Annotated in this window: 27 protein-coding genes; 6 read left to right on the top strand and 21 right to left on the bottom strand. The window is 27.7% G+C overall.

The window, feature by feature from the left end; genetic code table 11:
- Position 1: 1 nt before the first annotated feature.
- The 16 genes from yqeB to N4A48_RS12860 form a co-directional block, all read right to left on the bottom strand.
- On the bottom strand, positions 2–811 hold the full coding sequence (yqeB, locus tag N4A48_RS12935) for a selenium-dependent molybdenum cofactor biosynthesis protein YqeB (RefSeq protein ID WP_293666610.1): 810 nt from the start codon (positions 809–811) through the stop codon (positions 2–4).
- A 6-nt stretch (positions 812–817) separates the two neighbouring features.
- On the bottom strand, positions 818–1,387 hold the full coding sequence (gene mocA, locus N4A48_RS12930; RefSeq protein ID WP_293666609.1) for a molybdenum cofactor cytidylyltransferase: 570 nt from the start codon (positions 1,385–1,387) through the stop codon (positions 818–820).
- Complete coding sequence (gene yqeC / locus N4A48_RS12925; RefSeq protein ID WP_293666607.1) at positions 1,384–2,118, bottom strand: selenium cofactor biosynthesis protein YqeC; 735 nt, start codon at positions 2,116–2,118, stop codon at positions 1,384–1,386. The genes mocA and yqeC overlap by 4 nt, the downstream gene beginning before the upstream one ends.
- Positions 2,119–2,395: 277 nt before the next feature.
- Positions 2,396–4,495 carry a methyl-accepting chemotaxis protein gene (locus N4A48_RS12920; RefSeq protein ID WP_293666606.1) on the bottom strand — a complete coding sequence of 700 codons (2,100 nt, stop codon included), beginning with the start codon at positions 4,493–4,495 and terminating at the stop codon, positions 2,396–2,398.
- A gap of 343 nt (positions 4,496–4,838) precedes the next feature.
- Complete coding sequence (locus N4A48_RS12915; protein WP_443081761.1) at positions 4,839–5,195, bottom strand: SunI/YnzG family protein; 357 nt, start codon at positions 5,193–5,195, stop codon at positions 4,839–4,841.
- A gap of 327 nt (positions 5,196–5,522) precedes the next feature.
- On the bottom strand, positions 5,523–6,782 hold the full coding sequence (locus tag N4A48_RS12910; protein WP_293666604.1) for a bifunctional lysylphosphatidylglycerol flippase/synthetase MprF: 1,260 nt from the start codon (positions 6,780–6,782) through the stop codon (positions 5,523–5,525).
- A gap of 365 nt (positions 6,783–7,147) precedes the next feature.
- Complete coding sequence (locus N4A48_RS12905; protein WP_293666602.1) at positions 7,148–8,281, bottom strand: aldo/keto reductase; 1,134 nt, start codon at positions 8,279–8,281, stop codon at positions 7,148–7,150.
- Between the two features lie 93 nt (positions 8,282–8,374).
- The gene (locus tag N4A48_RS12900) at positions 8,375–9,586 is read right to left on the bottom strand and encodes an NAD(P)/FAD-dependent oxidoreductase (protein WP_293666600.1); all 1,212 of its coding nucleotides are present in this window, start codon (positions 9,584–9,586) and stop codon (positions 8,375–8,377) included.
- 60 nt (positions 9,587–9,646) lie between these two features.
- Positions 9,647–10,396 (bottom strand): phosphate ABC transporter ATP-binding protein, encoded by a 750-nt coding sequence (locus N4A48_RS12895; RefSeq protein ID WP_293666598.1) that lies wholly within the window; start codon positions 10,394–10,396, stop codon positions 9,647–9,649.
- A gap of 1 nt (position 10,397) precedes the next feature.
- Positions 10,398–11,114: a PstA family ABC transporter permease gene (locus N4A48_RS12890; protein ID WP_330665132.1), complete on the bottom strand. Its 717-nt coding sequence runs from the start codon at positions 11,112–11,114 to the stop codon at positions 10,398–10,400.
- 137 nt (positions 11,115–11,251) lie between these two features.
- Positions 11,252–12,115 (bottom strand): phosphate ABC transporter permease subunit PstC, encoded by an 864-nt coding sequence (gene pstC, locus N4A48_RS12885; protein ID WP_293666594.1) that lies wholly within the window; start codon positions 12,113–12,115, stop codon positions 11,252–11,254.
- A 53-nt stretch (positions 12,116–12,168) separates the two neighbouring features.
- Positions 12,169–13,083: a phosphate ABC transporter substrate-binding protein gene (locus tag N4A48_RS12880; protein ID WP_293666592.1), complete on the bottom strand. Its 915-nt coding sequence runs from the start codon at positions 13,081–13,083 to the stop codon at positions 12,169–12,171.
- A 78-nt stretch (positions 13,084–13,161) separates the two neighbouring features.
- Entirely contained in the window at positions 13,162–13,668 is a 507-nt protein-coding gene (locus tag N4A48_RS12875; RefSeq protein WP_293666591.1) for a CD3072 family TudS-related putative desulfidase, read from the bottom strand.
- Between the two features lie 12 nt (positions 13,669–13,680).
- Positions 13,681–14,235 (bottom strand): CD3073 family putative ECF transporter S component, encoded by a 555-nt coding sequence (locus N4A48_RS12870; protein WP_293666589.1) that lies wholly within the window; start codon positions 14,233–14,235, stop codon positions 13,681–13,683.
- Between the two features lie 215 nt (positions 14,236–14,450).
- Entirely contained in the window at positions 14,451–14,882 is a 432-nt protein-coding gene (locus tag N4A48_RS12865; protein WP_293666588.1) for a VanZ family protein, read from the bottom strand.
- Positions 14,883–14,926: 44 nt separating this feature from the next.
- Entirely contained in the window at positions 14,927–15,274 is a 348-nt protein-coding gene (locus N4A48_RS12860; protein WP_443081760.1) for a winged helix-turn-helix transcriptional regulator, read from the bottom strand.
- 204 nt (positions 15,275–15,478) lie between these two features.
- Here N4A48_RS12860 and N4A48_RS12855 point away from each other — a divergent pair, with 204 nt between their 5' ends.
- A complete protein-coding gene (locus N4A48_RS12855) occupies positions 15,479–16,192 on the top strand; it encodes an SDR family oxidoreductase (protein ID WP_293666587.1) in 714 nt (237 codons plus the stop codon).
- Positions 16,193–16,277: 85 nt separating this feature from the next.
- Here N4A48_RS12855 and N4A48_RS12850 read toward each other — a convergent pair whose 3' ends face one another.
- From N4A48_RS12850 to N4A48_RS12830, 5 genes are all read right to left on the bottom strand, one after another.
- Complete coding sequence (locus tag N4A48_RS12850) at positions 16,278–16,826, bottom strand: phosphatase PAP2 family protein (protein WP_293666586.1); 549 nt, start codon at positions 16,824–16,826, stop codon at positions 16,278–16,280.
- 118 nt (positions 16,827–16,944) lie between these two features.
- Positions 16,945–17,772 (bottom strand): class I SAM-dependent methyltransferase, encoded by an 828-nt coding sequence (locus tag N4A48_RS12845; RefSeq protein ID WP_293666585.1) that lies wholly within the window; start codon positions 17,770–17,772, stop codon positions 16,945–16,947.
- A 202-nt stretch (positions 17,773–17,974) separates the two neighbouring features.
- A complete protein-coding gene (locus N4A48_RS12840; protein ID WP_293666584.1) occupies positions 17,975–19,576 on the bottom strand; it encodes a putative bifunctional diguanylate cyclase/phosphodiesterase in 1,602 nt (533 codons plus the stop codon).
- Positions 19,577–20,147: 571 nt separating this feature from the next.
- Complete coding sequence (locus tag N4A48_RS12835; RefSeq protein WP_293666583.1) at positions 20,148–20,573, bottom strand: CBS domain-containing protein; 426 nt, start codon at positions 20,571–20,573, stop codon at positions 20,148–20,150.
- A gap of 107 nt (positions 20,574–20,680) precedes the next feature.
- A complete protein-coding gene (locus N4A48_RS12830) occupies positions 20,681–21,379 on the bottom strand; it encodes a DUF421 domain-containing protein (protein WP_293666582.1) in 699 nt (232 codons plus the stop codon).
- Between the two features lie 176 nt (positions 21,380–21,555).
- On the opposite strand from N4A48_RS12830, the gene N4A48_RS12825 reads away from it, so the two are divergent.
- From N4A48_RS12825 to spoVAE, 5 genes are read left to right on the top strand one after another with little or no spacing between them, the layout of a single operon-like run.
- The gene (locus N4A48_RS12825; protein WP_293666581.1) at positions 21,556–21,762 is read left to right on the top strand and encodes a DUF1657 domain-containing protein; all 207 of its coding nucleotides are present in this window, start codon (positions 21,556–21,558) and stop codon (positions 21,760–21,762) included.
- 11 nt (positions 21,763–21,773) lie between these two features.
- On the top strand, positions 21,774–22,634 hold the full coding sequence (locus tag N4A48_RS12820; protein WP_293666580.1) for a DUF421 domain-containing protein: 861 nt from the start codon (positions 21,774–21,776) through the stop codon (positions 22,632–22,634).
- A gap of 14 nt (positions 22,635–22,648) precedes the next feature.
- Positions 22,649–23,128 (top strand): stage V sporulation protein AC, encoded by a 480-nt coding sequence (spoVAC, locus tag N4A48_RS12815; RefSeq protein WP_293666579.1) that lies wholly within the window; start codon positions 22,649–22,651, stop codon positions 23,126–23,128.
- Positions 23,129–24,133: a stage V sporulation protein AD gene (gene spoVAD / locus N4A48_RS12810; RefSeq protein WP_293666578.1), complete on the top strand. Its 1,005-nt coding sequence runs from the start codon at positions 23,129–23,131 to the stop codon at positions 24,131–24,133.
- A 15-nt stretch (positions 24,134–24,148) separates the two neighbouring features.
- Positions 24,149–24,502 (top strand): stage V sporulation protein AE, encoded by a 354-nt coding sequence (gene spoVAE, locus N4A48_RS12805; RefSeq protein ID WP_293666577.1) that lies wholly within the window; start codon positions 24,149–24,151, stop codon positions 24,500–24,502.
- Positions 24,503–24,592 lie beyond the last annotated feature (90 nt).

Genomic DNA, 24,592 nt, shown 5'->3' with positions numbered 1-24,592 from the left:
TTTATTCACACTCCCTTCTTGTCTTTTTCATATATAATATAGCTTCTAAAACGCCTCCTGAAACAGATCTAGCTTTATCTGAAATAGTAAAACAATATTTTTTTATTCCTCTTGGATCAATATCAGCTATTTTAAGACCTTCTTTAACCTCAGAATTATTCATAATCATTCCTCTTAAAACTCCATCAATAGAAGCTTTTACAGGTTTATTTTCTACATATGCAATTATCTGATTTTTTTTAATATTATCTCCTATATCTGATAAGTTTTTTATTATTCCATTACAAGGAGCTCTTAATACTCTTTCTTTATCGTATCCTAATATTTTACCAGGTATTCCAGTATTAGCTTTTGCATACCCTCTAAATATTAATCTTCCTAAATCATGACCCCTAATTGTTTCAACGACAACATCCACATCATGACCTGCATTAAATCCTGGTCCAACACCAATTGTAATAGAAGCCATTTCTTTATTCATTCCTAGATTTTTCTTTGCTAATGTAGCATCTACTAAAATATCTAATTTTATTTCATTTATTACACTACATTTAGGATCTACAATAACAGGTATATTATCATCATTCCATATTTTGTATATATCTTTTGCATTATATACCTTTACCGATTTTACATCTTCAATAACGACCTCACAATCAAATACTGCACTAGCAAAAGAAACAGTTCTTCTAACCATAGTCGGTTTTTCTACCTCAAGTATTAATACCTTAAATCCACTTCTATGCAGTTTATGAGCAATACCTGTTGCAATATCTCCTCCACCTCTTATTACAACAACATTTTCAACCATTTAGTTTCATCTCCATTTTATATATTCATCCCATGTATCTATATCTATTCTAGATCTATCATTATCAAAATGAACAAACTCAACATCATTATATCTTTTTCTGATAATATTCTTACCCCCTATGTCTCCTTTAAGTTTAAGCAATTCATCTTTTAACTTATAAGAAAAAATAACTGGATTTCCTTTTTTGTTTTTATATATAGGAACTACTATATTAGTATTTTTTTCTTTAAAAGTATCTATTAACTTATCTATAATAACAGATTCTAAAAAAGGCTGATCTCCAACAAAAAACATAAATCCTTTTGTTTGTGAAGGCGAAGCATTAATACCCAATCTTATAGATTCACTTTGACCTAGTTCGGATTTATTATTAAAAACTGTTTTTATTCCGTTTTTTATTCCTATTTTCTTTATTTCTTCTTCTCTATATACCAATATTATTTCATCTACATTAGATTCCTTTACTGCTCTAATAACTCTTTCAATAATAGATATGCCTTTAAAATCAAGTGTTAGTTTATCTTTTTTCATTCTCTTAGCAAATCCTGATGCCATAATAATTCCTGTAATCAACTTTTATCACTCCACTTAAAAATATCCACTACATCAAATTTACTTTCATTTACTAATTCCATAATTTTTAAAGCTGACATTTTTATTTCTTCAGATTCTACCTTATTCAGCAAGATATATTTTTTACATTCCTTAGGAGTATCTTTAAACAATCCTTTATTATTTATAATTAATTCAAATATTTTTTCTTCATCTATAATTTCTCCTACTTTACTATTTGTTACATTGCAAAATAATTCTGGTCTATGAACATTTTGTATGTTTATTTTTTTCCCAATACAATCAAGTCCTATAACGCCTACCACTTTATCAGTGTTAATAGGTATAATTGGTTCATGATTATCAGGTGCTTTTATAGACTTTCTCTTGGAACCATCTGCTTCAACTAAAATATAGTCAAATACTTCAATTTTATGAATTTCATATATCCCTTCCTTTGACAATCCTAACAGCTTATTTTCTTCTGAAACTTCTCTTCCTATAACAGTAATACTTCCTTCTTTAATTTTATTTATATTTGATATATGAATTAATTCATCTACAATTAATTCGTCATACTCTTCTTTATCAGGATAGTATATTGCTGTTGAAGTAGTAATTAATACTTTTTTATTTTTATCCTTTAATTCTTTTGCTAATTTAAATATACTGGTCGTTTTCCCTCCTGCACCTACAAATGATATCATTTCTTTTTTTTTAAAATTTATATCTAAATATTTATAAAGTTTCATATTATTCCTACTTTCTCAAAGTATATGTACGAATCTTATTAATTTTTATACAATCTTTGAATTAAATCAATCGACCTTTATTATAGTCATTTAGTATTTTTTATTTAATTATATCATATTTTACGAACATTTTTTTTATATTCCACCAAAACATATGCCTTGTAGCAATCTCCACAAAACAAAAAATGATATACTTTCCCTAAGAATAAAAAAATCTAGCTCACATATCCAATATAGGATTTAGTGAGCTAGATTTTTTATGCTTAAATGAATTTTTTTACAATTCAAATTGTGAAATATTCTCTTGTAATTCTTGTGCTAATTGTGATAGATTTTCACTAGCATTAGAAATTTCTTCAACGGAGGCTGATTGTTCTTGTGTTGATGCAGATGCTTCTTCTGTACTAGCTGCATTTTCCTCAGCTATTGCAGAAAGAGATTGTATTATATCAAGAACATTTGATTTTCTATTTTCCATATCTTTACCAGAAGTATTCATTTTTCCTATTGAATTTTCTGTTACATCTATAGCTGTAGCAATTTCCTTGTATTTATTTTCAATATCATTTACACGCTGAGCTTGTTGTTGTCCAATACCCTTTACTTTTCCAATTGTATCAACTGCATTTGAAGAATTTGTTATTAGTTCATTTACTGCACTATCAATTTTTTTTGTTGAATTAGTAGATTCTTCTGCTAATTTTCTTATTTCATCTGCTACTACTGCAAAACCTCTTCCAGATTCGCCAGCTCTAGCTGCTTCAATTGCTGCATTTAATGCTAATAAATTTGTTTGTTCTGCAATAGATGCTATAACTTGACTTGCATTTCCTATTTTTTGTGAGCTATTGTTTGTTTCTTTTATAACTTCAAATATTTGTGCAGCTGCCAATCCTCTTTCTTCTGTTTTATGTGTTAAGTCTTTTATAATTGTTAATCCCTCTTCTATTAAATTATTTACCTTATTTGATGATTCTAGCATATCATTCATATATGATTCATTTTGTTTAATCAAATCTCCTAAATCATTAATTTTTTCAGCACCAGCTTCAGTATCTTCAGCCTGTTGCATAGCTCCTCTTGCCAATTCTTCAATAGTTTCTGATACTTCTGCCGATCCAATTGCTACTTGTTGAGATGTAGCTGTTAATTCTTCAGAAGATGCTGATACTTGACCTGCTACATCTTGCGTTTTTCTAATTAATTTTATAAAGTTATTTTGCATTTTTTGTAATGCCCTTGCTATTTCTCCAGTTTCATCTTTTCTTTTTAAAAGATTAATCTCATCTTTATTTTCATTGAAGGTAAGATCATAATTCGATAATCTTTCAATAATACCAAAAAGAATAGTTATTGATTTTATTACATATTTGCTGTTGTAATATAGAACAAAAGTAACAATTAACACCCCCCCAATTGCAATAACTATCATAAAATGTATCATACGATTGGTCTTTTTCATCAACTCGTTTATTGGAACTATTGTTGTGTAGGACCAATTTAAATCCGTCCCTTTAAATTTAATAGGTATATAGAATTTATAAACTTCCTCTCCCATACTAGTTGAAAAAGATTTGTTCCTAAAGCTTTGTCCCTTAAGAATTTTTTCTAAATATTGATTTCCTAACTTGCCTTCAAATTCTCCTCCAATTTTATTTACTCTTTCCTCCATTGGATGCGCGAGTACAATTCCTTCTTCATTAACCAATCTTCCAAATCCATTATCAAATATTTTTACAGATGAATTAATAAAAGTAAGCTGTTCTAAAGATATATCTAATCCAACTACACCATAAAATTTACCATCAATTATAATTGGTTGACAAAATCCAATAGTCGTATTTTTTTGACCATCTATTTCAAATGTTTGTGGTTTATCAATATAAATCTTCTTACTCTGCTTTGGTATACGATAATAATCATTATCCTCTGGATTTGGAGTATATTCTAATACTAATTCATCTCCATTTCTTCCCCATACCGGAAGAAATCTACCTACATTATCACTACCCTTTGTATTTATATAATTATCATCTTCATTATCAAACGCATTAGGTTCCCAAACTATCCACGAATATACATAATTAGAGTTCTCTTGAAGCTTGTTCTTTAGTAATTCAATAACAACTTCTCTATTCGTTCCACCACTTTTTTTCATATTCGTTACTGTATTTGTAATATCTTTTATATCATTTATAGCATCATTAAGAATCGTCTCCATTTCATTCGAAATATTTTCTGTCTTCATTTCAATATTTTCAATGCTATTTTCCTTTACACTAGTGTATGTACTAGCAATCAGATAAGACATTGTTGTCCCTGATACAATTAATAAAAACGCTAAATTTAAAAATACTAACCTTGTTCTAAGCTTCAATTTAATTTCCTCCTTATTAATCCTTTTAAAAAATGTATACCCTTATATAAATATAATAATCCTTTATATCTGATTTATATTTGTTTTTTACAACTTCATATCTCTACATTATTATCCCTTTTATTACGTTTTTATGCATTTTCACACAATTCCTCATTAATAATATATTATTTAATTAATAAAATCAATACTTAAAAAAGTATTCAATAAAAAAGTTTTCCTTATAAAAATTTTCAATGTAAACTTTTTTAAAACTCATAACGAAAATTATACTTATTCACAAAACAAAAATATCTAACTATCTAAGTTTCATTTGCATAAAACTCAGATAGCTAAATATTTTTCATATGAATATTCCTTTAATACTAATATTAGGCTTTATCTTTTTTATTTCACTTACCAAAATATAAGAGTTATTCAGACTTATACAGTAAATCTTATTATCCTTCGTCTTTATTATTATTCTATCCAGTTGCACATTCTGCATCCCTATAGTATAGTGACTATTTTCTTCACATACATAATAACTTGATTCTAAAATTTCTTTTATATCTTCTATTGGTATTATTATTTTTGAAAATGCATACTTTATCACTAGTTTATTATTTATAATTTCATATCTCGTATTTAGAAAAACTATAAAATAAGATATAATAATGCATAAAATAAAAATAGTTATGATGGTATGAATAACAAACACCTCTTTCTGATATAAATTACATTCTATTCAATTGCATAATCCATCAATTAATATTTTTAGATTTTTTAATTTATATGTATACTACTTAAAATATATTCATGCATTTTAATAACTTCTGCTATCCTTATAATCATTCTGTTATAATTCATTCCCATATACCTTTACATATTATTCCAATCTCATTATATATTATGTCTCATCTTAAGTAAATACTATTATCAAATCAAAAAATAATGATTACAAAAACTGATTTAAGCAATTATTAAGATTGTATACTTTAAAAAGGACGGTTTATGAATTCATAAACCGTCCTTTTTATCAACTAAATTATTTTCTCTTTATTTGATTTATTAAAAAATCCTTAATTCCACCAGGATTTTTTACTTTTACTATAGAATAAGCAATTTTAGGAGTAAAAATCTTAGGATAATACACTAAAAATCTAGATTCCCACGTTGTTGGTCCATATTTTTTCTTATATTGATGAAGACTCTTAAATCCATAAAAGTTATTTATATTTTTATAAATAAACTCAAGTACAAATGAAGTTATTTGTATTTTTTGTTTATCCTCTCTTACATTAGCAAGAGGAGCAACTCCTAAACTTCCCCACTTAACCCCTTCAGTTTTCATTTTGTCAAAAGCATTAATAATAATCTTTTCCATTACTCCTATTGGAGCATCTTTTCTTCTTCTCGTAACATCTGCATAGTAACCTCTTCCATCTAAAAATGGTACAAAAACGACAAATCCTAATATTTTTTTATCTGCATCAACTGCTATAAAGTACTTTCTATCCATAGGTTGGTCTAGACTAATACTTCCTAACATAAAAGATAACTCTCCGCTTTTCTTGAAAGAAAGCCATTCATTTGAAACTTCTAGGATTTCTTTTTCTATACTAATATCTTTATTTCTCAAAGGCTTATACTCAAATACTTCAACTCCTAATCTATTAGCATTGTTAATAGCCTGTCTTGTTTTTGCAGCTTTTTTCCCACGTGTAGTATATGTTTCTAAATCAAACATAGCTTCTTCTCCATATTTAATAAATCCAAATCCTAACTTACTAAATTCATTCATAAATTTTGAACTTGTCTGACAAAAGCAAATACGAAGTTCTTTTTCTTTGCAATGTGAAATAAATTCAGATAAAAGCTGAATAACATCCTCTTCATCACATATAGGATCTCCTGAACAAACAGCAACACCAGAACTTATAACATAAGCAACAGCACCTTCTATATTTTTAGAAAAAAAGTATTCTTTATCTTTTTCTAAAGACAAATATGATACTGGATTATAACCATACTTTTTTATATATTCTCTTACTTTAGCTCTATCTTCATTTGATACAATTGATTGTGTAAAATTATTTTTTTTATAATATCTATTGCATAGAGAAACTAGTATAAGTCCGCTTAAAATATATAAGTTCTTATTATTTAAAATCGATTTAAAGTGTAGTATTTTTATATTTTTTGATAATAATAATCCAATATTAAGTATTCCTAATAATACTATTACAAATATAGAATTCTTAATAAACGTCTTTTTAAATTTACTGGTTAAATTATAACTGTTCATTTTGTATATCTCCATTCTAAATTCAATTTATGCTATAGCTACTTGCTCTCATTAAATATAACTCATAAATCTTGATTTATACTTAATTAAATCTTAAAATTACCTTAAATTTTCCATTTGTTATTTCCATACATCAAATTAAACAAACCAAGTTTTATTTTATCATAAAATCCACTTATACGCTAAAAAAAATCATCTACTCGCTAACGTAACACGATGACTCATATCGCCAACAAGTCTAACGACTCTGTTGCTTAAAAATAGTCTCAAGTGTAACTTTCTTAACAAGTTATCTGTCAAAACAAAAATGATATAATTTCCTTAAGCATAATAAAATAACCTCTCAAATTTGAGAGGTTATTTTATTATTCAAATAGTTCTGTAGTACGCTTAAGATTATCTATTATCTTTATATGTTGTGGACATGCCTTTTCACACTTACCACATTCTACACAATTTAAAGCTTTTTCCTTGCCACCAACAAAATTATTATATATCCATTTGAAGTGCTCTACATTATTATACATAGATGCTCCATTTAGAACTTCAAAATTTCTAGGTATATTAACACCAGCTGGACATGGCATACAATACTTACAATCAGTACAATTGACTACCATTCTATTCAAATATATATTTTTAGCTTCATCTATTAGTTCTTCCTCTTTTTGAGTAAGTGAATTTTCATGAGTATCATTTGCAGTCTTTATATTCTCATTTATATGATTCATATCATTCATACCACTAAGTACAACACTTACCTCGGGTTGATTCCATAAAAATTTTAATGCCCACTCAGCAGGAGTTCTTTTAGTATCAGCCTTGTTCCAGACCTCTTGTATATCATCTGGAACATTGCCAGCAAGACTTCCTCCTCTTAAAGGCTCCATTATAGCAACCCCTAATCCCTTATCACTTGCATATTTAAGCCCTTCTTTTCCAGCTTGATAATTTTCATCCATAAAATTATATTGTATCTGACAAAACTCCCAGTTATAAGCATCTACTATTTCTTTAAAAAGAGGAAGTTCATCATGAAATGAAAATCCAACATGCTTAACTCTTCCATCCTTAACTATAGTATCTAAGAAATCAAATATGTCATGTTCCTTTAAGCTGGACCATAAATTTTTAGTTAAAGTATGTACCAAATAAAAATCTATATATTCTGTGTCTAACTTTTTAAGTTGTTCATTTAAGTATTTATCCATATCCTCTCTGCTTTTTATAAGCCAAGATGGAAGCTTAGTTGCTAAAAATACTTTTTCTCTATAGCCATCCTTAAGTGCCTTACCTGTAACAATTTCACTCATACCTTCATGATAAGGATATGCTGTATCAATATAGTTAACCCCATTATCTATAGCATATCTTATCTGCTTAATGGCTTCCTCTTCATTTATTTGATTACTTTTTCCGTCTATTATAGGAAATCTCATACAACCAAATCCCAGTGCAGACACCTTCTCATTAGTCTTTCCAAATTTTCTATACAACATATGTTCACGTCCTTTCTAGTATACATTCTAATTACCTACCTAAACATAATACGATATATCTTTTCATTTCCCTTTTAATATATGTATTTTTTGTCAATTATCAAATCGATTAACATCAAATAATTTCATATCATCATCTTTTTCATTATAGTATAATTTACTCAGCATCATTCCTCCTAATATAGCAAATAATATTCCATTAGCTCCATATCCTAAACAATACCATAGATCATTATGTTTTTTATCAGGACCAATATACCCCACATTATCTTTAGTTGTTTCAAAACATCCGCAGTATTTGTACTCTACTTCTATATCATCTATTTCTTTAAACATAGATTTAATTCTTTGTTCTAAAATAGAATATTTTTCAAAAGCAATCTCTTCACTTTCTATTTCTTTAAAATCTATATCTTCTCCACCTATAATTAATCTATTGTCTTTTGTAGTTCTAATGTAATTGTATGGGTCTGAGTTATCTCTTATTAATACTCCTTCTTTCCAGCCTCTAATTTCTTTAACTGGCTTAGTAGCTATATTAAATGTTGTGTATTTGCTTCCAAAATTTTTGTTAGTAAACAAACTAGTATTATATCCTGTAGCAACAATTACTTTTTTTGCTTTTATTTTATATCCATAAGATGTATGAACAATTGCTCCTTCATTTATATACTCTATTTTTTTAGCCTCAGTATTTTCATATACAAGACCACCTTCTTTAATACTTACCTCAAGAAGATGATTGGTAAATTTATATGGATCAATTTCAGCCCCACCCTTCTTTGCTAAAAGTCCAGCTTTTAAATCAAAGCCATATAAATTATTTGATTCATCTATATATTCAACATCCAATCCATTTTCTTTTCTAAATTTATATTCTTCCTTTATGCTGTTTTTTTCAAGATTTTTAGATGTATAAAGCAATGTATCTCTCTTTATGTAATCACACTTATTGCCATATTCATCTACAAATTTTTCTATCTCTTTTAGTGCATATAATCCAAGTTCATATAATCTTACAATATCCTTAGAACTTATACTTTCTATAAGTTCCGATGCATTTTCATCTAATTCATACTGCAAAAGAGATGTTGTAACGCTTGTACTTCCATGAGCTATTCTTCCCTTTTCAATTAATACAGATTTTATATTACTTTTAGACATATAATAAGAGCATATACTTCCAGTAACTCCACCCCCTATAATTACTACGTCTGTCTCTAAATCCTCAGTTAAATAAGAATATTGGTTATTAGTATTATTTATACTCGTAAATAATGGTTTTCCTTTTACATATCCTTGCACAAATTCCACCTCTAATTCTCAATTTTAATATATCCTTAGTTTAACCGTGTAAATTAATTCTTATCCAAATACACCTTCTATATATTGTTTTGTTCTTAAATCATCAGGATTATTAAATAAATCATCAGTTTCTTTATATTCCACAATTTCTCCATTTAATATAAAAGCTGTATAACCAGCAATCCTCTTTGCCTGAGAAAGGTTATGTGTAACAATTACAATAGTATATTTATCCGAGAGTTTCTTAAGCATATTCTCTATATTTTCAGTATTTTTTATATCTAAAGCTGAACACGGTTCATCTAATAATATTATTTTTGGTTCAACAGTTAATGTTCTAGCAATACAAAGACGCTGTTGTTGCCCTCCTGAGAGTTTTGTGGCCTTCATATTTAAGTTGTCTTTTACTTCTTCATAGAGATTTGTAAGTTTTAGTTTTTCTTCTACGATGGATTTTAGTTTTTTCTTATCTTTTACTCCATAATATAACGGAGCATAAGCCATGTTATCATATATGGAGAGCGGAAAAGGAGTAGGACTTTGAAATACCATTCCTATATTTTCACGTACATATTCTTTTTCTATATCTCTTATGTTCTTTCTTTCAAATAATATTTCTCCGTTAATTACTGCATTTTTTTCTTCATCTACCATTCGATTTAAACATTTAATAAATGTAGACTTTCCACATCCTGATGGTCCTATGATTGCTGTGATTTTTTTTTCTTTAATCGCCATATTTATGTTTTTAAGAATTTTCTTATTATCAAAAGCTACTGATAATTTTTTAATTTCAAGTATCTCGCTCACTTTATTTCACCTTCCTAAATAACTCTGTAAATATAGAAATGCTATTTAAAATCAGAAGAAATAACAATAATACAGAAGCTGTTTTATATGCATTTTCTACTGATATTCCTTCGCCAATTAATATATACAAGTGATATGGCAAAGCCATAGCAGGAGATAGTATACTATTAGGAACTGGTGCATTAACAACCCCACCTGTAAACATTATAGGTGCTGTTGCACCCATAGCAAATCCTCCTGCTAATGCTACTATAGATATCATTTCACTAAAGCACATTGGTAATATAAGTTTAAAAAAAGTATAAGATTTAGAAATGCCTAAAGCATAAGAAGCATATATTATATCTTTATCAATCTCTTCTAAGGCTTTTTGGATTCTAACTTCTATAAATGGAAAAATCATAATACCTAAAATAATTCCTCCAGATAATAATGATATTCCCAACTTCAAGTAAACCACTAAAAAAGTATATCCGAACAATCCCAAAACAATAGATGGAATACCTGCTATAGATTGTATTACAATACTAATAATCCCATGTATGTACTTGTTTTTGCAATAAAAATTAAGATATAAGGCTGTTGATATTGCAATTGTGCTAGCAAAACAACAAGCAATTCCTGTAAAATAAATACTTCCTATGATAGCTGGGAATATTCCCCCTTCTGTTCCAAGGGGAAACCCCAATGGTTTAGAAAATAAAAAATTGTAATTCAATCCATGTACTCCCTTAGAAAAAATATATACATTGATATATAAAACTAAAAATATAACTATTATTCCACTCATAAAGCTCCATAATTTTATTTTTATGTATTTTCCCATAACTTTTTCACTTCCTAAATTGTATAAAATTAAATGTCTATATTATTCTTTATATAATAAAAAATAATATTAACTAAAAAAAGAATCATCATTAATACAAAACCAGCTGCAAACAAAGCATGATAATGAAGACTCCCTACTCCAGCCCCTCCCATTTCAAGTGCGATAAGAGCAGGTATTGTTTGAGCTTTTCCTAAAAGTTTTGGAAAAATCGGACTATTTCCAGTAACCATCATAACTGCCATAGTCTCCCCCATTGACCTTGCTAGAGCTAAAATAACTCCAGCAAAGATACTTTTTTTAGATGCAGGTAAAATCAAATACCTGATCATATGCCATTTGGATACACCTAGCCCTTGTGATGTAAGTTTATATTGATTTATAATTTTAATCATTGATTCATCACATGTAGATATAATATATGGAAGAATCATAATAGAAAGTAATATTCCACCTGCTAAAACAGATTCTCCAGACGAAAAATTCAAACTATCTTCAAAAAATTTAACAATTACTAATAGTCCAATTAATCCATATACTACAGATGGAATTCCTGCTAGAATAGCTATAGATGGTTTTAATATTTTTCTAACCTTTAAATTTAATACACTTGTCAAAAATATTGCTGCCCCTACCCCAATAGGGAGTGCTATAATAACAGCCAATAAAGAGACATATATAGTTGCCAATATCATTGGAAATATCGATATAATCGGAATTTGTCCTAAAGGATTCCATTCACCTTTAAATAAAAAATCTATTAATGAAACCTTTTCAAAAACAACTATACTTTCTCTTGTAATAAATATAATAATAAAACTAAGCATTACAATGGAAAAAAAAGTAAAACATTTTATAATAAAAGTAAATATGTCATCAAGTTTTTTATACATTTTTCACTTCCTTTAAAAAATAAAATTCAGAAGGAATTCCTTCTGAATTTTATTTATTTTGCTGGAACAAATCCCATTTTTTCAATTATTTTCATACCTTCTTCTGAAGTAAGAACATCTATAAAAGATTTTTCTTGTTCTAATAATTCACCTTTTTTAATTACTAAAAGTGGTCTAGATATTTTATAATCACCACTTACTATATTTTCTTTTGTAGGAGATACTCCATCAACATCTAAAGGAATAATCTTTCCATTATTTTGATTTACCATTCCATAAGAAGCATACCCAATCGCGTTTTTGTTTTCCATAATCTTTGTAACTAATGCACCCATTGAAGGAGCTTGAATTGCATCGTCTCTTACTTTTTTATCCCCCATAACCTTCTTTTGGAATACCTTATGAGCTCCACCACCTAAATCCCTTGTAACAATAACTATTTCTTCATGAGGAAGACTCGCTTCTACTTCATCCCAATACTTATATTCTCCTGAAAAAACTTTTTGAATTTCTTCTGAAGTTAAACCATTTTTAACTTCATATATTTTATTTTCTGGGTTTACAGATACAGTTAATGCATCTAATCCTAATTTAAATTCTTTATATCCGTCTACTTTAGCTTTTTCTTCATCAGAAACAGATCTTGAAACCATTCCAAAATCACTACTTCCATCTATAACTGACTTAACCCCTGCCGAAGAACCTCCTGCTGAAACAAAAATATCTAAGCTTTTATTTGGGAAATCTTTATTTACTTTATCCCATGTTTTATATTCTTCAATAAAATTCGTAGAAATCTTTGCAATCACAGGAGCCAATGTAGATGACCCTTTAAATAAAATTTGTGATTTGAATCCATCTGTATTATTTGAACTTTCTTCATTTGTGTCTGATGTAGTACTACATCCAGTAAGTATCATACTCAAACACAATACTATAATAGCAAAAATATTTAATATTCTCTTCATTTTTTCGACCCCTTTTTTCATATTTTGTATTTTTTACTATTACAGTATAACATATCAATTTTCTCCTTCTTATTGATTTTATCTATACAAAGTCTCTTTATTATTCAAAAAACCTATTAGTTTATCTATAAATTCTTTGTTTTCTTTTTCTTCTATATAATTTGTTGGTATATTTAATACAGGTATTGAAATACTTCTTTCATTTAATAAATAAAATATTTCTTCAAATAATATACCTTTGTTTTCATTATAGCTACATGTAGGGCTATTGCTTATTCCTATTATTCCCAATACTTTATTTGAATTGTTTATGTATTTTTCAATATCATCTACAACTTCGTATGCTATATCTCTACATATATTTCTATAATCTTTATTGTCATACTCTTCTTTAGTTTGAGGTAATCTATTTAGTCCTAGATATTTATTTTCTGGACACATTATTTGATATATACCTATATCTCTTTTTATTATTTCTTCAGCTACCTTATTGTAAGCTCCTTTTGCTCTAGCCAAAGGCTTTACAACTGAGTTTTGATTTAATATACAGTGTGATAAAAATACCACTTTACCTTGTCTATGCACTATTTCATCTCCTTAAATATTACCTTGTTTTCTTATGTATTCTCTTGGTAATCTCTTTAATAAAAAGGATACGAATATACATGTTGCAATTTTGTCTAATATATTTCCAGTTATTCTAGGTATAAATGCAGCTGAAAATATAGTTTTTCCAGATGTTAAAAGCCATGTAAATATTAAATCATTTCCATCTCCTGTAATACCTCCAAATAAATAAATTGCAATTGGAGTTCCTATTAGAGGAGCTACTACAGCTAGTATCATTCCTGTTATAAATGCAGTTTGAAAATTAAACTCTCTTTTTTTACATATACATCCCACAATCAAACCAATGACTATATTAACCAAAGCAAAAGGCATAGTTTTAGGATTAGTTATTATGCCTTGAATAATGTTAGTAAGACCGCCAGCCACAGCACCATACCACGGTCCAAGTATAGCTGCTATAAATACTGTTCCTATAGTATCTAAAAATAATAAAGGTATTTTTATCATACTTACTACTGTCCCAAACACTATGTTTATAACTATCCCCATAGCAACAAAAGTTAAATTTCTTGTTTTACTCATCTTCTGACTCCTCCTATAAATATTATAATCACACTTTATAATTCTAATATTTACCATAGTTTTAGTCCAATTGTATTATTTTATACTGTAGTTTCTTATAATAGATTGTTTTTATATGCTCTACTATGTATAAAAGTGCATTTACCATACCTTACAGGAATACTTTAACAGACCTTTATTTCCCGAGAAATCAAATAATCCCTACTAATTAGGGATTATTTGAAAATTTTCTTTGATAAAGTAAAATTATATATGTAAAATCCTATCATTCCACCTATCCAATTTAAAATCACATCATCAACATCACAAGTACCTACTCCAATTATAAATTGTGTTACCTCAATAGAAATTGTTACCATCAAAACTAATATAGCTATATTTTTAAATTTATTAATTCTATTAAATACAATTGGAACTAAAAATCCCATTGGTACAAAAGCTAATATATTTCCAACTATATTTACAACTGTAGCATTTAAATTATTTGAGAAGAACATGTATTCTATAATTGTTTTAAAAGGAATTAAGTTATAGCTTCTATGAAAGTACCCTCTTCCATAATATTTACTAAAAAAAACTAAATACAATAGATAGGTTACATACATTACTAAAAATATGCTACTTGATATCCTAGAAATTTTATTCATACTATAACTCCTTTTCTAACAGATTTAATATACTAAAGTCTAAGCTAATCACAAAGAGGGTTAATAAGCTTATACCTTTTAGCCATATTTTTTTCTCCCCATTCACACATTGATTCTAAAATAGGCAATAGTGTTTTTCCCTTTTCTGTCAAACTATATTCTACTTTAGGTGGAACCTCCGGATATACAACTCTTTGTACCAATCCATCTTCTTCTAACTCTCTCAACTGATTTGTTAAAGATTTATGAGAAATTTTATCTATAAATACTTTTATCTGACCAAATCGCTTTGTACCCTCTTGTCCCAAAAAATATAGTATTAGTGGTTTCCATTTTCCACTTATCATATCTAAAGTTACTTCTATTTCGCATACTACTTCTTTATATTTCAATATTTTCCCCTCCTAAAATCAGCTTAATACTTACCTTTTAGTTACTATATTCATAAAAAGTGCATACTTAACAAAATCTCTTTCATTTATTATAATCAAATCATGAAGTTGACAAAATGTTTAGATTTAATAAGTAATACTGTTATAGAATACTAAACTTAAATTAATATATCAATATATAACATAAAATTGGAGGTTATAAATATGAAAAAATTAGCTGTTATTACAGGAACAAGTTCTGGTATAGGAAGAGCTAGTGCTATTAAATTATCTAACGAAGGTCATCCTTTACTATTATTAGATAAAGATGAGCCAATGGATTTAAATCTTCCAAATACAATTTCTAAAAGTGTAGATGTAACAAATGTTCAATCAATTAAAGACGCAGTGGCTGAAGCTGAAGAAAAATATGGTAAAGTTGATTGTTTAGTAAATTGTGCAGGAATAATGCTACTTGGAGAAGCTCAAAATCAAGATCCTGAAGAATGGAAAAGAATGCTTGATGTAAATGTTATGGGTGTATTAAACGGTATTCACGTTGTATTAGATGATATGATAAAAAGAAACGAAGGAACAGTTATAAATATAAGTTCAATAGCAGGAAGAAAAACATTCCCTAATCACTCAGCTTATTGTGGTACAAAGTTTGCTGTACATGCTATAACTGAGAACATAAGAGAAGAAGTAGCTAACCATAATGTTAGAATGATTACTATAGCTCCTGGTGTTGTTGAAACTAATCTTTTAAGCCACACAACTTCAGATGATATAAAAGATGGCTATAAGGATTGGAAAAAAACAATAGGCGGAGGACTACAAGCAGAAGATATTGCAAATGCGATAAGCTTTGCTTATTCACAACCTCAAAATATATGTGTAAGAGAAATAGTAATAGCTACTACAAGACAAGATTCATAAAATTATCTTTATATTAGTTTAACCCTCTATTAAAGTAAGAGATTATATCCAAAATTTCTTACTTTATATAGAGGGTTATTTCATTTTAATCTATACTATCCTTAAAATTTTCTTTTTTATTAAATATCTTACTGGTAATCCAAGCACACATTACTCCCATAATGATACCTACAATAACATCTGATGGATAATGAACAAATAAATATACTCTTGAAAAAGCTATTAATATAGCTAATATCAAAAATATAACTCCATACTTTTTAAATTCTTTTAATAGAATGCTAGCTACTGCAAATGATAATGCAGTATGACCTGAAGGAAATGAATATGTTAAAGGAGCTTTTATTATTAGATTAAAACTTGGATAATTTACAAATGGCCTAGCACGCTTAACTAAAGGCTTAATCAAACCCTCACCTAAAATTCCTGTTATAATAAACACTGTTATTGCCATAATTCCAACTTTTCTAGTTTTTTTATTAATAATTAAAAACAATGAAATGGCAATCCATATTATACCTTTATTACCTAACATAGTCATAAAAACCATTAGCTTATCAATAGCTGTATTTCCTATAGAACTTTGAATATAATTTAATATTTCTAAGTCAATATTAAGTATTGTCTCAAACATTGCTTTCCACCTTTTCGATAACTATTTTTTCTTATTAAAATTATATACTATTTTATTATCATAGTGAATACAAAATTTGATTTATCTTACCTCTTATTTGTAAAAATCTATTTAGGGTCTATTTAAATTTTAAATGATAAAAGTTTGCAGATTTCATTTTATCACAAATATTCATAAGCTCAACTACATCATTACTCCACTCTTTTTTTCTAGGAATACGCTCATAATATGAAAATTCATCTACAACTTCTATTTTATCATTCCATTTTGTAATCTCATTTGCAGAATTAACTCCCCATTCTATCATACCTTCTTCCATTCCTGCTTTAGTCATCATATCATTTGCATACTTTAATCCTTCTTCAGATAAAGTATCAAAGAAAATTTCTCCATTAGGAAATTTAGATGTAAACTCACAAAATAACTGTTTTAGATATTCTTCCTTAAAAAACATTAATACTCCAGATGCAATAAATAATATATTATCATCTATTTCTTTTATATCATCAAACCAACTATAATCAAATACAGATTTTGAAATATAATGTCTACGATCCGTTTCATCTATGAAATTTTTTCTAAATTCTATAGCATCTGGAAGATCAAGATCATACCATACTATTTTTCCATTATCTGCTCTTTCAAAGCTAGTATCTAAACCTGCACCAATATTTACAATCACAGCTTTTGGATGTTTTTTTATAAAATTTTCTATAGCTAAATCCATAGTTTTTGATCTAACAGCCCAAGCCAAAGCATGATATTCTGTAAGTTTTTTTTCTATTTTTGAAAAATCATAATCAATATTGTTTATAATTTCAATAGCTTTTGAATCATATATTAAAGGGTCAGTTTTTTTGCTCTCAAGAAATCTTCCCCATAGAGGTAATATCATCGTTTCTTGTGATTTTCCTAATTCAACTTTTTTCTTTTCATTGTTAAACATATTTAATCACCCCTTCTAATTGATATCAATAATCACTTTCATTAATTATACATCTATATATTTATATTGTCAATTCTTCCTTTATATGTATTTAAAATCGTATAGTATCCTATCTAAATCAAAAAAGTAGTTACATGGATTTTATTTGTACAAAATCTATGTAACTACTTTTAACTTTTTTATGCATTTATTTAATCCATTATTAAGCAGAAAAAACTTCTCTAAATATATCGTCTTCAGGTAGTGGCTTACTTATCAGGTACCCCTGTATTTGATCGCACTTATATTCTTTAAGCTTATCTTTTTGTTCTTCTGTTTCTACCCCTTCAGCTACAACTTCTAAATTAAGTTTATGGGCTATTTCAATTATTGCTTTTATTATAGTCTCATCTATTTCATCATTTTTTATATCATCAACAAAAGACTTATCAATTTTTAATATATTAGTAGGTATTTTCTTCAAATAATTAAGTGAGGAATACCCTGTTCCAAAATCATCTAATGATACTTGTATGCCAAGTTCAATCAATTCATTTAAAATTGCTTCATTAGTTTCAAAAGATTCCATTAAAGCAGTTTCCGTTATTTCAATTCCAATTGATTTTGGATTAACTTCGATTTTTTCAAGAATCTTTTTTATAGTAGATATATAATTTACATTCATCAACTCTACTACTGATACATTGACAGATACAATTATATTCTCTTTAGAATTATTATTAATTTTTTTACTAAATTCACACGCTCTTTCAAATACCCATGCACCAAGTTTTGATATTAATCCACTTTCTTCAGCTATACTAATAAATCTGTCAGGAGGAACAAAACCATAGTCAGGACTAATCCAACGAATTAGAGCTTCATATTCTATAATTTCATTATTTTTTAAATCAACTTTAGGTTGATAATATAATACAAGTTCATCATTTTCTATAGCATTTCTTAATTTATTTTGCATTTGCATTTTTTCAAAAGATTTTTCGTTCATATCTTTTTCAAAATATACATATCTTGCTCTACCTGAATCCTTTGCCCTATACATTGCAGTATCAGCATTTTTAAGTAATTCATCTAAATTATCTCCATCTTTTGGATAAAGAGTTACTCCTATACTTATCGTTAAATAAAACTCCTTTTCTTCAATGTAGAAAGGCTTTTCAAAGCTACTTACAATTTCGTTAAGTATATTATCTATTACTGTTCTATCATTTATATTCTTTAAAAGAATAATAAATTCATCTCCGCCCAATCTCGCTATAAATTTATCCTCACCAACTAATTCTTTAAAACGTTTGCCAATATCTACTAAAATTTCATCCCCAAATCCATGTCCAAAAGTATCGTTGAGTATCTTAAAATTATCAACATCAATAAAGAAAACTACTCCTCCAATTCCAGAAGTTTTTGCCACCTCTAATTCATTTTTTAGTGTTTCATTTAAATACGTTCTATTAGGTAATCCAGTTAATATATCGTAATACGCAAATTTCTTTATTTTCTTCTCTTGAATTTTTCTTTTTTCAATATTCATAATCAGTAAAACAATTAAAGAACCCATTATAATGAACATTCCAATTAGAATCAATACTAACAATTTATGACTTTTATAAAAAGTAAGGTTTTTATGAATTAAAATATTGTATTTGAGTAGAAATTTTGAACTAATATCGTACTTTAATAAAACATTATTATTTAAATTCATAGGTAATACTCTATTTTTCGGTTCAGCATATGTAAATGATATCATCGAAAAAAATAACAAACACAATATTAATCTTTTAACTACCTTCATATATTTTTTCATATATTCAACTCCTATTTCTAGTAAATAATTATAATAAATCAACCCCATATATTTACTCTCTTATGTAATAAAAAAGGACCCCTCTATTATTAACAGAACAATCCTTATGATATAATTGTAGTCATAAATCTTTTAAGTGTATTATTTTTTTAAATTACATATTTTAATTTCGATTTAAATTTTTTTATATACTTATATTTTATATATTTATATTATATACTAATTTCGTATAAATTTTATAGTTTCTTTAATAATAATTTCATTCATTTCAAAAAATCATTCTTTATACCTACTATTTATGGGTACTCCGACCACTCTAAACCTTACTTTATTATGGCATCCTTTTTTTAGTTTCCTGTAAAGTAAAAATTTTTGCCTCCTCGCTAAATCAATTCCTTATGTCTTTAATGATTCTGTGCTTCTCAAAAACAACTGTCATATTTCGACAAATTATTCATAGATTCAAGTTTATATATTATTTTAATAAGTTATCCACAGAACAAAAGATTTATAATACCTTAGAATATTAAAAAGAGAGCAAATGCTCTCTTTCATTAACCTTCATATTTTTTTATTTCATTCCACTACCTGGTTTTGAAATTGAGCTTAAAGTTTCACCAGCTTCATTAACATGTATATTTACATTTGCTAAATCACCTAATGACAGAATTCCAACAATCTTGTTATTTTCAATTACAGGTAATCTTCTTATCTGATTCTGTGCCATTAGTGCTGCTGCTTCATGAGCATCAGTATCAGAATTTACACTTATAATGTCTCTACTCATTATATTTCCCACATGTTGATTAGGATTATTGTCAGAAATACTTCTTAAAACTATATCTCTATCTGTTATTACTCCAATAGGATTTTTATTTTCATCACAAACAGGAACTATTCCAACATCTAAAGATTTCATAATATCTGCTACTTGTGTTATATCTGCATTTACTGTTACATATGATACATCACTTGTCATTATATCTCTTACTTTCAAAATTAAAACCTCCTCTTTTTTTAATCAATATTAGTTTTTCTTTTTTTAGAAGTTTTATTTATAAATTTTAAAAAATCTTTTTTTACCATGTTTTAAAAATCTTTTATTTATTCACTATTATCATTTTTTTGTATTATATGAAGCCCTTCATCTTTCTTCCATTCAGCATAAATAACTTCTTTTATTTTATTTATTTTGTTCTCATGAAGCTGTTTTTTTAGCCATTTTTCATCAAATCCACAAGCTTTGATATTATCCCATAAAATTTCTCCATCTAGTATAAAAGTAATCGGTAAATATACAGGTTTTTCCTGTAATTTTAAATCTTCATTTGTAGGATTATTATATTTGGATTTTTTTAGAATACTAATTGAGCCATTGCTTTCTAAAATAGCATATTGAATTTCCCGAATGGAAAATGTATCTTTTGACCTTAATAAACTTTGTAATTCATTTATATCTATCTTTTCTTTTTTTAATTCATTAAAATCAATTTGCCCATTTCTAATTAAAATAGAAGGTTTTCCTTCGAAAAAACTTCTTGTTATTTTAAATTTTTCTGTCAACATTTCAATTATATATAACAATAAAGCCCATAAGAAAACTGTATATAAAATATAAAAGGTATTAATATCTTTATCATAAACGGCATTACCTACTAACTCCCCCAATACTAGTGAAGATATAAATTCAAAGGGAGTAATTTGATTTATTTGAGTTTTTCCTAAAACTTTAGTAATTATAAGTAATGCAAAAAAACCAATGATTAGTTCAATTGTTGAGTTAAGCATATATGATATATTCAATAATTTCACCTCAATCCTATTTTGTATTATATACTTATAAAAATTAATGTATTCATTTTTTGAAAAGCATCATATGGAAATTATTTCAATATATTAAAATTATATATATATGTATTAATAATGAATAATTGCAAAAAATAGATATAAAGTAATTTACATTAGAAAGGATGATATTAATGTCTGTTGGCGCTAAAGTAAAGCAAACTTTAGCTAGTTTAAAAGGTACTCAAAGTACTTTAAGATTATATTCAATACAATCTCAAGATAAAAAAACAAAAGAAATATATAAAGAAGCTTTGAATATAACCAATGAAATAATTAATGACTTAGAAGAAAGGATAAAAGTTTTAGAATTTGAGGAACCACAATACAAAGGTTATTAGGTGAGGTAATTATGAAAACTTGGATTGAAATATTAATTAGATCAGTAGGTTTATTTTTTTTAACTTTACTTTTTATCAGAATCATTGGAAAAAGGCAATTAGCTAGAATGACATCGTTTAATTTTGTTAGTTATACTGTAATTGCAATTTTAGTTGCTTTAATTTCAACAAATATAATTAACAATTTAGCATTTGGTTTTGTTGCTCTAGGGGTTTGGCTTTTATTTACCATAGGGTTAGATTATCTATGTTTATCAAGCAAATTAATTCACGATTGGGTGTATGGAAAAGAGACAATTTTAATAAAAAACGGAAAAGTTATGGAAGAAAATTTAAGTCAAGTAAGATTCACAGGAGAAGAGCTATTAAGAGAATTAAGATCTAAAAATGTATTTAATTTAATGGATGTTGAATTTGCTCTAATGGAAACAACTGGTGAAATTAATATGTTGCTAAAATCATACAAAACCCCGATTACACCTCATGATTTAGGCAAACAAGTATCACCACAAACTGAATCTCAAACAGTAATCTTAGATGGAAATATAATTGATGAAGCTCTAAGTAATAGAGGCTTAAACCACGGGTGGTTAAATACACAATTAGAAAGTCTAGGTGTATCTCTAGATAATGTTTTTATTGGTCAGGTTGATTCTTCTGGTGATTTATATGTAGATCTTTTTGAGGACTCTATACAAATTCCTAAGCCCCAAGTAAAAGAATTGATTTATGCTAACCTTGAAAAAACTCAAGCTGACCTTCTTAGTTTCGCATTAGAAACACAAAACCCAAAAACAAAAGATATGTATTCAAATGATGCACAAAAACTTCAAAGTATTGTAAAAAAACTAGAACCTTATTTATTACATTAGAGGGTGATGATTAAATGTCTAATAAAAAAAAGAAAAAACTAACTCCTATCCAACAAGAATATCAAGATTTTGCAAAAGCTAGAGAACCAAAGAGAAAAGTTTTTCGCAATTGTTTTAGAGCATTCATTGTTGGTGGATTTATTTGTACTATAGGTCAAGGGCTACAATGGATATTTGTCAACTACTTCAATTTTACAGAAAAAACAGCAGGAGATCCAGCAACAGCAGTTTTAATTATAGTTTCAGTTTTGCTTACTGGATTTGGTGTATATGATCATATTGCTCAATGGGCTGGTGGTGGTACTATTATTCCTATTACAGGTTTTGCTAATACTATGGCTTCTGCTGCTATTGAACATCGTAGTGAAGGATATGTTTTAGGCGTAGGCGGAAATATGTTTAAATTATCAGGTTCAGTAATTGTTTATGGGGTTTTTTCAGCATTTGTAGTTGCTCTTATTAAAATTACTATTAAATGGTTAGGTGGGATGTAAATGTTAAAAGGACATCAGTCATGGGTATTTGATTCAAAACCTGTTATAATTTCTTCTTCTGCTGTTGGCGGTCCTTTTGAAGCACAGGGTAATTTAGCTGAGGATTTTGATATTCTTCATGACAATATATGGTTAGGACAAGACAGTTATGAAAAAGCAGAAAAAAAACTGTTAGAACAATCTTGTGAAAAGACAATTCAAAAATCAGGATTAAAAAAAGAAGATATTCAATTTTTTATAAGTGGCGACTTAATGAATCAGATTATTTCAAGTTCTTTTACTGCTCGTACTCTAGGAGCACCATTTCTGGGTATATTCGGGGCTTGTTCTAGTGCTATTGAGGGACTTGCTTTAGGTAGCTTGTTGATTGATTGTAAAGCTGCAAACTATGTTTTAGCAGGTGCATCTAGTCATAACGCCTCAGCAGAAAAACAATTTAGATATCCAACAGAGTATGGTTCTCAAAAACCTCCAACAGCTCAATGGACCGTAACTGGAGCTGGAACAGGTTTATTGTCAAATAAAGGTAAAGGTCCACGCGTTACATCAGCTACTATTGGAAGAGTTGTAGATATGGGACTTTCTGATCCATTTAATATGGGAGGAGCAATGGCACCTGCAGCAGTTGATACAATTCAAGCTCATTTTAGAGATTTAAATATTGATCCATCTTATTATGATATTATCGCTACTGGAGACCTTGGAAAAATAGGACATACAATTGCAGGAGATCTATTAATTAAACATGGGCTAAAAATCCCACCTAAAATTTTTACAGATTGCGGAAGAATGATATATAAAGAAGATCAACCTGTTATGGCAGGTGGTAGTGGATGTGGCTGTTGTGCTACTGTAACTTATGGACACTTTCTTAATCGTATGAAAAAAGGTGAATTAAAAAGAATATTAATTATAGCAACAGGTGCTTTATTGTCTCCTATTTCGTACCAACAAAAAGAAAGTATACCTTGTATAGCTCATGCAGTATCTATAGAAATGACTTAAAAGGAGGTTTAAATATTGGAAAAGTTCATTTGGGCATTTTTAGTAGGTGGATCAATATGTGTTATTGGACAAATTATGATTGATGTATTTAAACTTACTCCTGCTCATACAACAAGTACGCTAGTTGTAATAGGAGCAATCCTTGGAGGACTTGGTTGGTATGAGCCTTTAATAAAATTTGCAGGAGCAGGTGCTTCTGTTCCAATAACAAGTTTTGGAAATGCCTTGGTTAAAGGCGCTTTAGCAGAAGCAAAGCGAACGGGTGTAATAGGTGTTCTCACAGGAATTTTTGAAGTTACTAGTGCAGGAATTTCTTGTGCAATAATTTTCGGATTTATGGCATCATTAATATTTAAGCCTAAAGGTTAATAAATGGACAAATATTCTATAACTAACTTTTTATTATTGCTATATATTTTTTAAAAAAAGGAAACACTAATTAATAATGAAATAAAAAAG

This window comes from Tepidibacter sp. (assembly GCF_025210165.1).
GTDB lineage: Bacteria > Bacillota > Clostridia > Peptostreptococcales > Peptostreptococcaceae > Tepidibacter_A.
Note: the sequence above shows the minus strand (reverse complement) of the source record. Positions and strands in the feature narration are given on the sequence as shown.

Coding starts and splice junctions, on each gene's coding strand:
- N4A48_RS12850 (WP_293666586.1), bottom strand. CDS start 16,826: ATGTTTGAGACAATACTTAATATTGACTTAGAAATATTAAATTATATT.
- N4A48_RS12910 (WP_293666604.1), bottom strand. CDS start 6,782: ATGAACAGTTATAATTTAACCAGTAAATTTAAAAAGACGTTTATTAAG.
- spoVAD (WP_293666578.1), top strand. CDS start 23,129: ATGTTAAAAGGACATCAGTCATGGGTATTTGATTCAAAACCTGTTATA.
- N4A48_RS12880 (WP_293666592.1), bottom strand. CDS start 13,083: ATGAAGAGAATATTAAATATTTTTGCTATTATAGTATTGTGTTTGAGT.
- N4A48_RS12845 (WP_293666585.1), bottom strand. CDS start 17,772: ATGTTTAACAATGAAAAGAAAAAAGTTGAATTAGGAAAATCACAAGAA.
- yqeC (WP_293666607.1), bottom strand. CDS start 2,118: ATGAAACTTTATAAATATTTAGATATAAATTTTAAAAAAAAAGAAATG.
- yqeB (WP_293666610.1), bottom strand. CDS start 811: ATGGTTGAAAATGTTGTTGTAATAAGAGGTGGAGGAGATATTGCAACA.
- N4A48_RS12820 (WP_293666580.1), top strand. CDS start 21,774: ATGAAAACTTGGATTGAAATATTAATTAGATCAGTAGGTTTATTTTTT.
- N4A48_RS12855 (WP_293666587.1), top strand. CDS start 15,479: ATGAAAAAATTAGCTGTTATTACAGGAACAAGTTCTGGTATAGGAAGA.
- pstC (WP_293666594.1), bottom strand. CDS start 12,115: ATGTATAAAAAACTTGATGACATATTTACTTTTATTATAAAATGTTTT.
- N4A48_RS12865 (WP_293666588.1), bottom strand. CDS start 14,882: ATGAATAAAATTTCTAGGATATCAAGTAGCATATTTTTAGTAATGTAT.
- N4A48_RS12840 (WP_293666584.1), bottom strand. CDS start 19,576: ATGAAAAAATATATGAAGGTAGTTAAAAGATTAATATTGTGTTTGTTA.
- N4A48_RS12905 (WP_293666602.1), bottom strand. CDS start 8,281: ATGTTGTATAGAAAATTTGGAAAGACTAATGAGAAGGTGTCTGCACTG.
- N4A48_RS12825 (WP_293666581.1), top strand. CDS start 21,556: ATGTCTGTTGGCGCTAAAGTAAAGCAAACTTTAGCTAGTTTAAAAGGT.
- N4A48_RS12870 (WP_293666589.1), bottom strand. CDS start 14,235: ATGAGTAAAACAAGAAATTTAACTTTTGTTGCTATGGGGATAGTTATA.
- spoVAC (WP_293666579.1), top strand. CDS start 22,649: ATGTCTAATAAAAAAAAGAAAAAACTAACTCCTATCCAACAAGAATAT.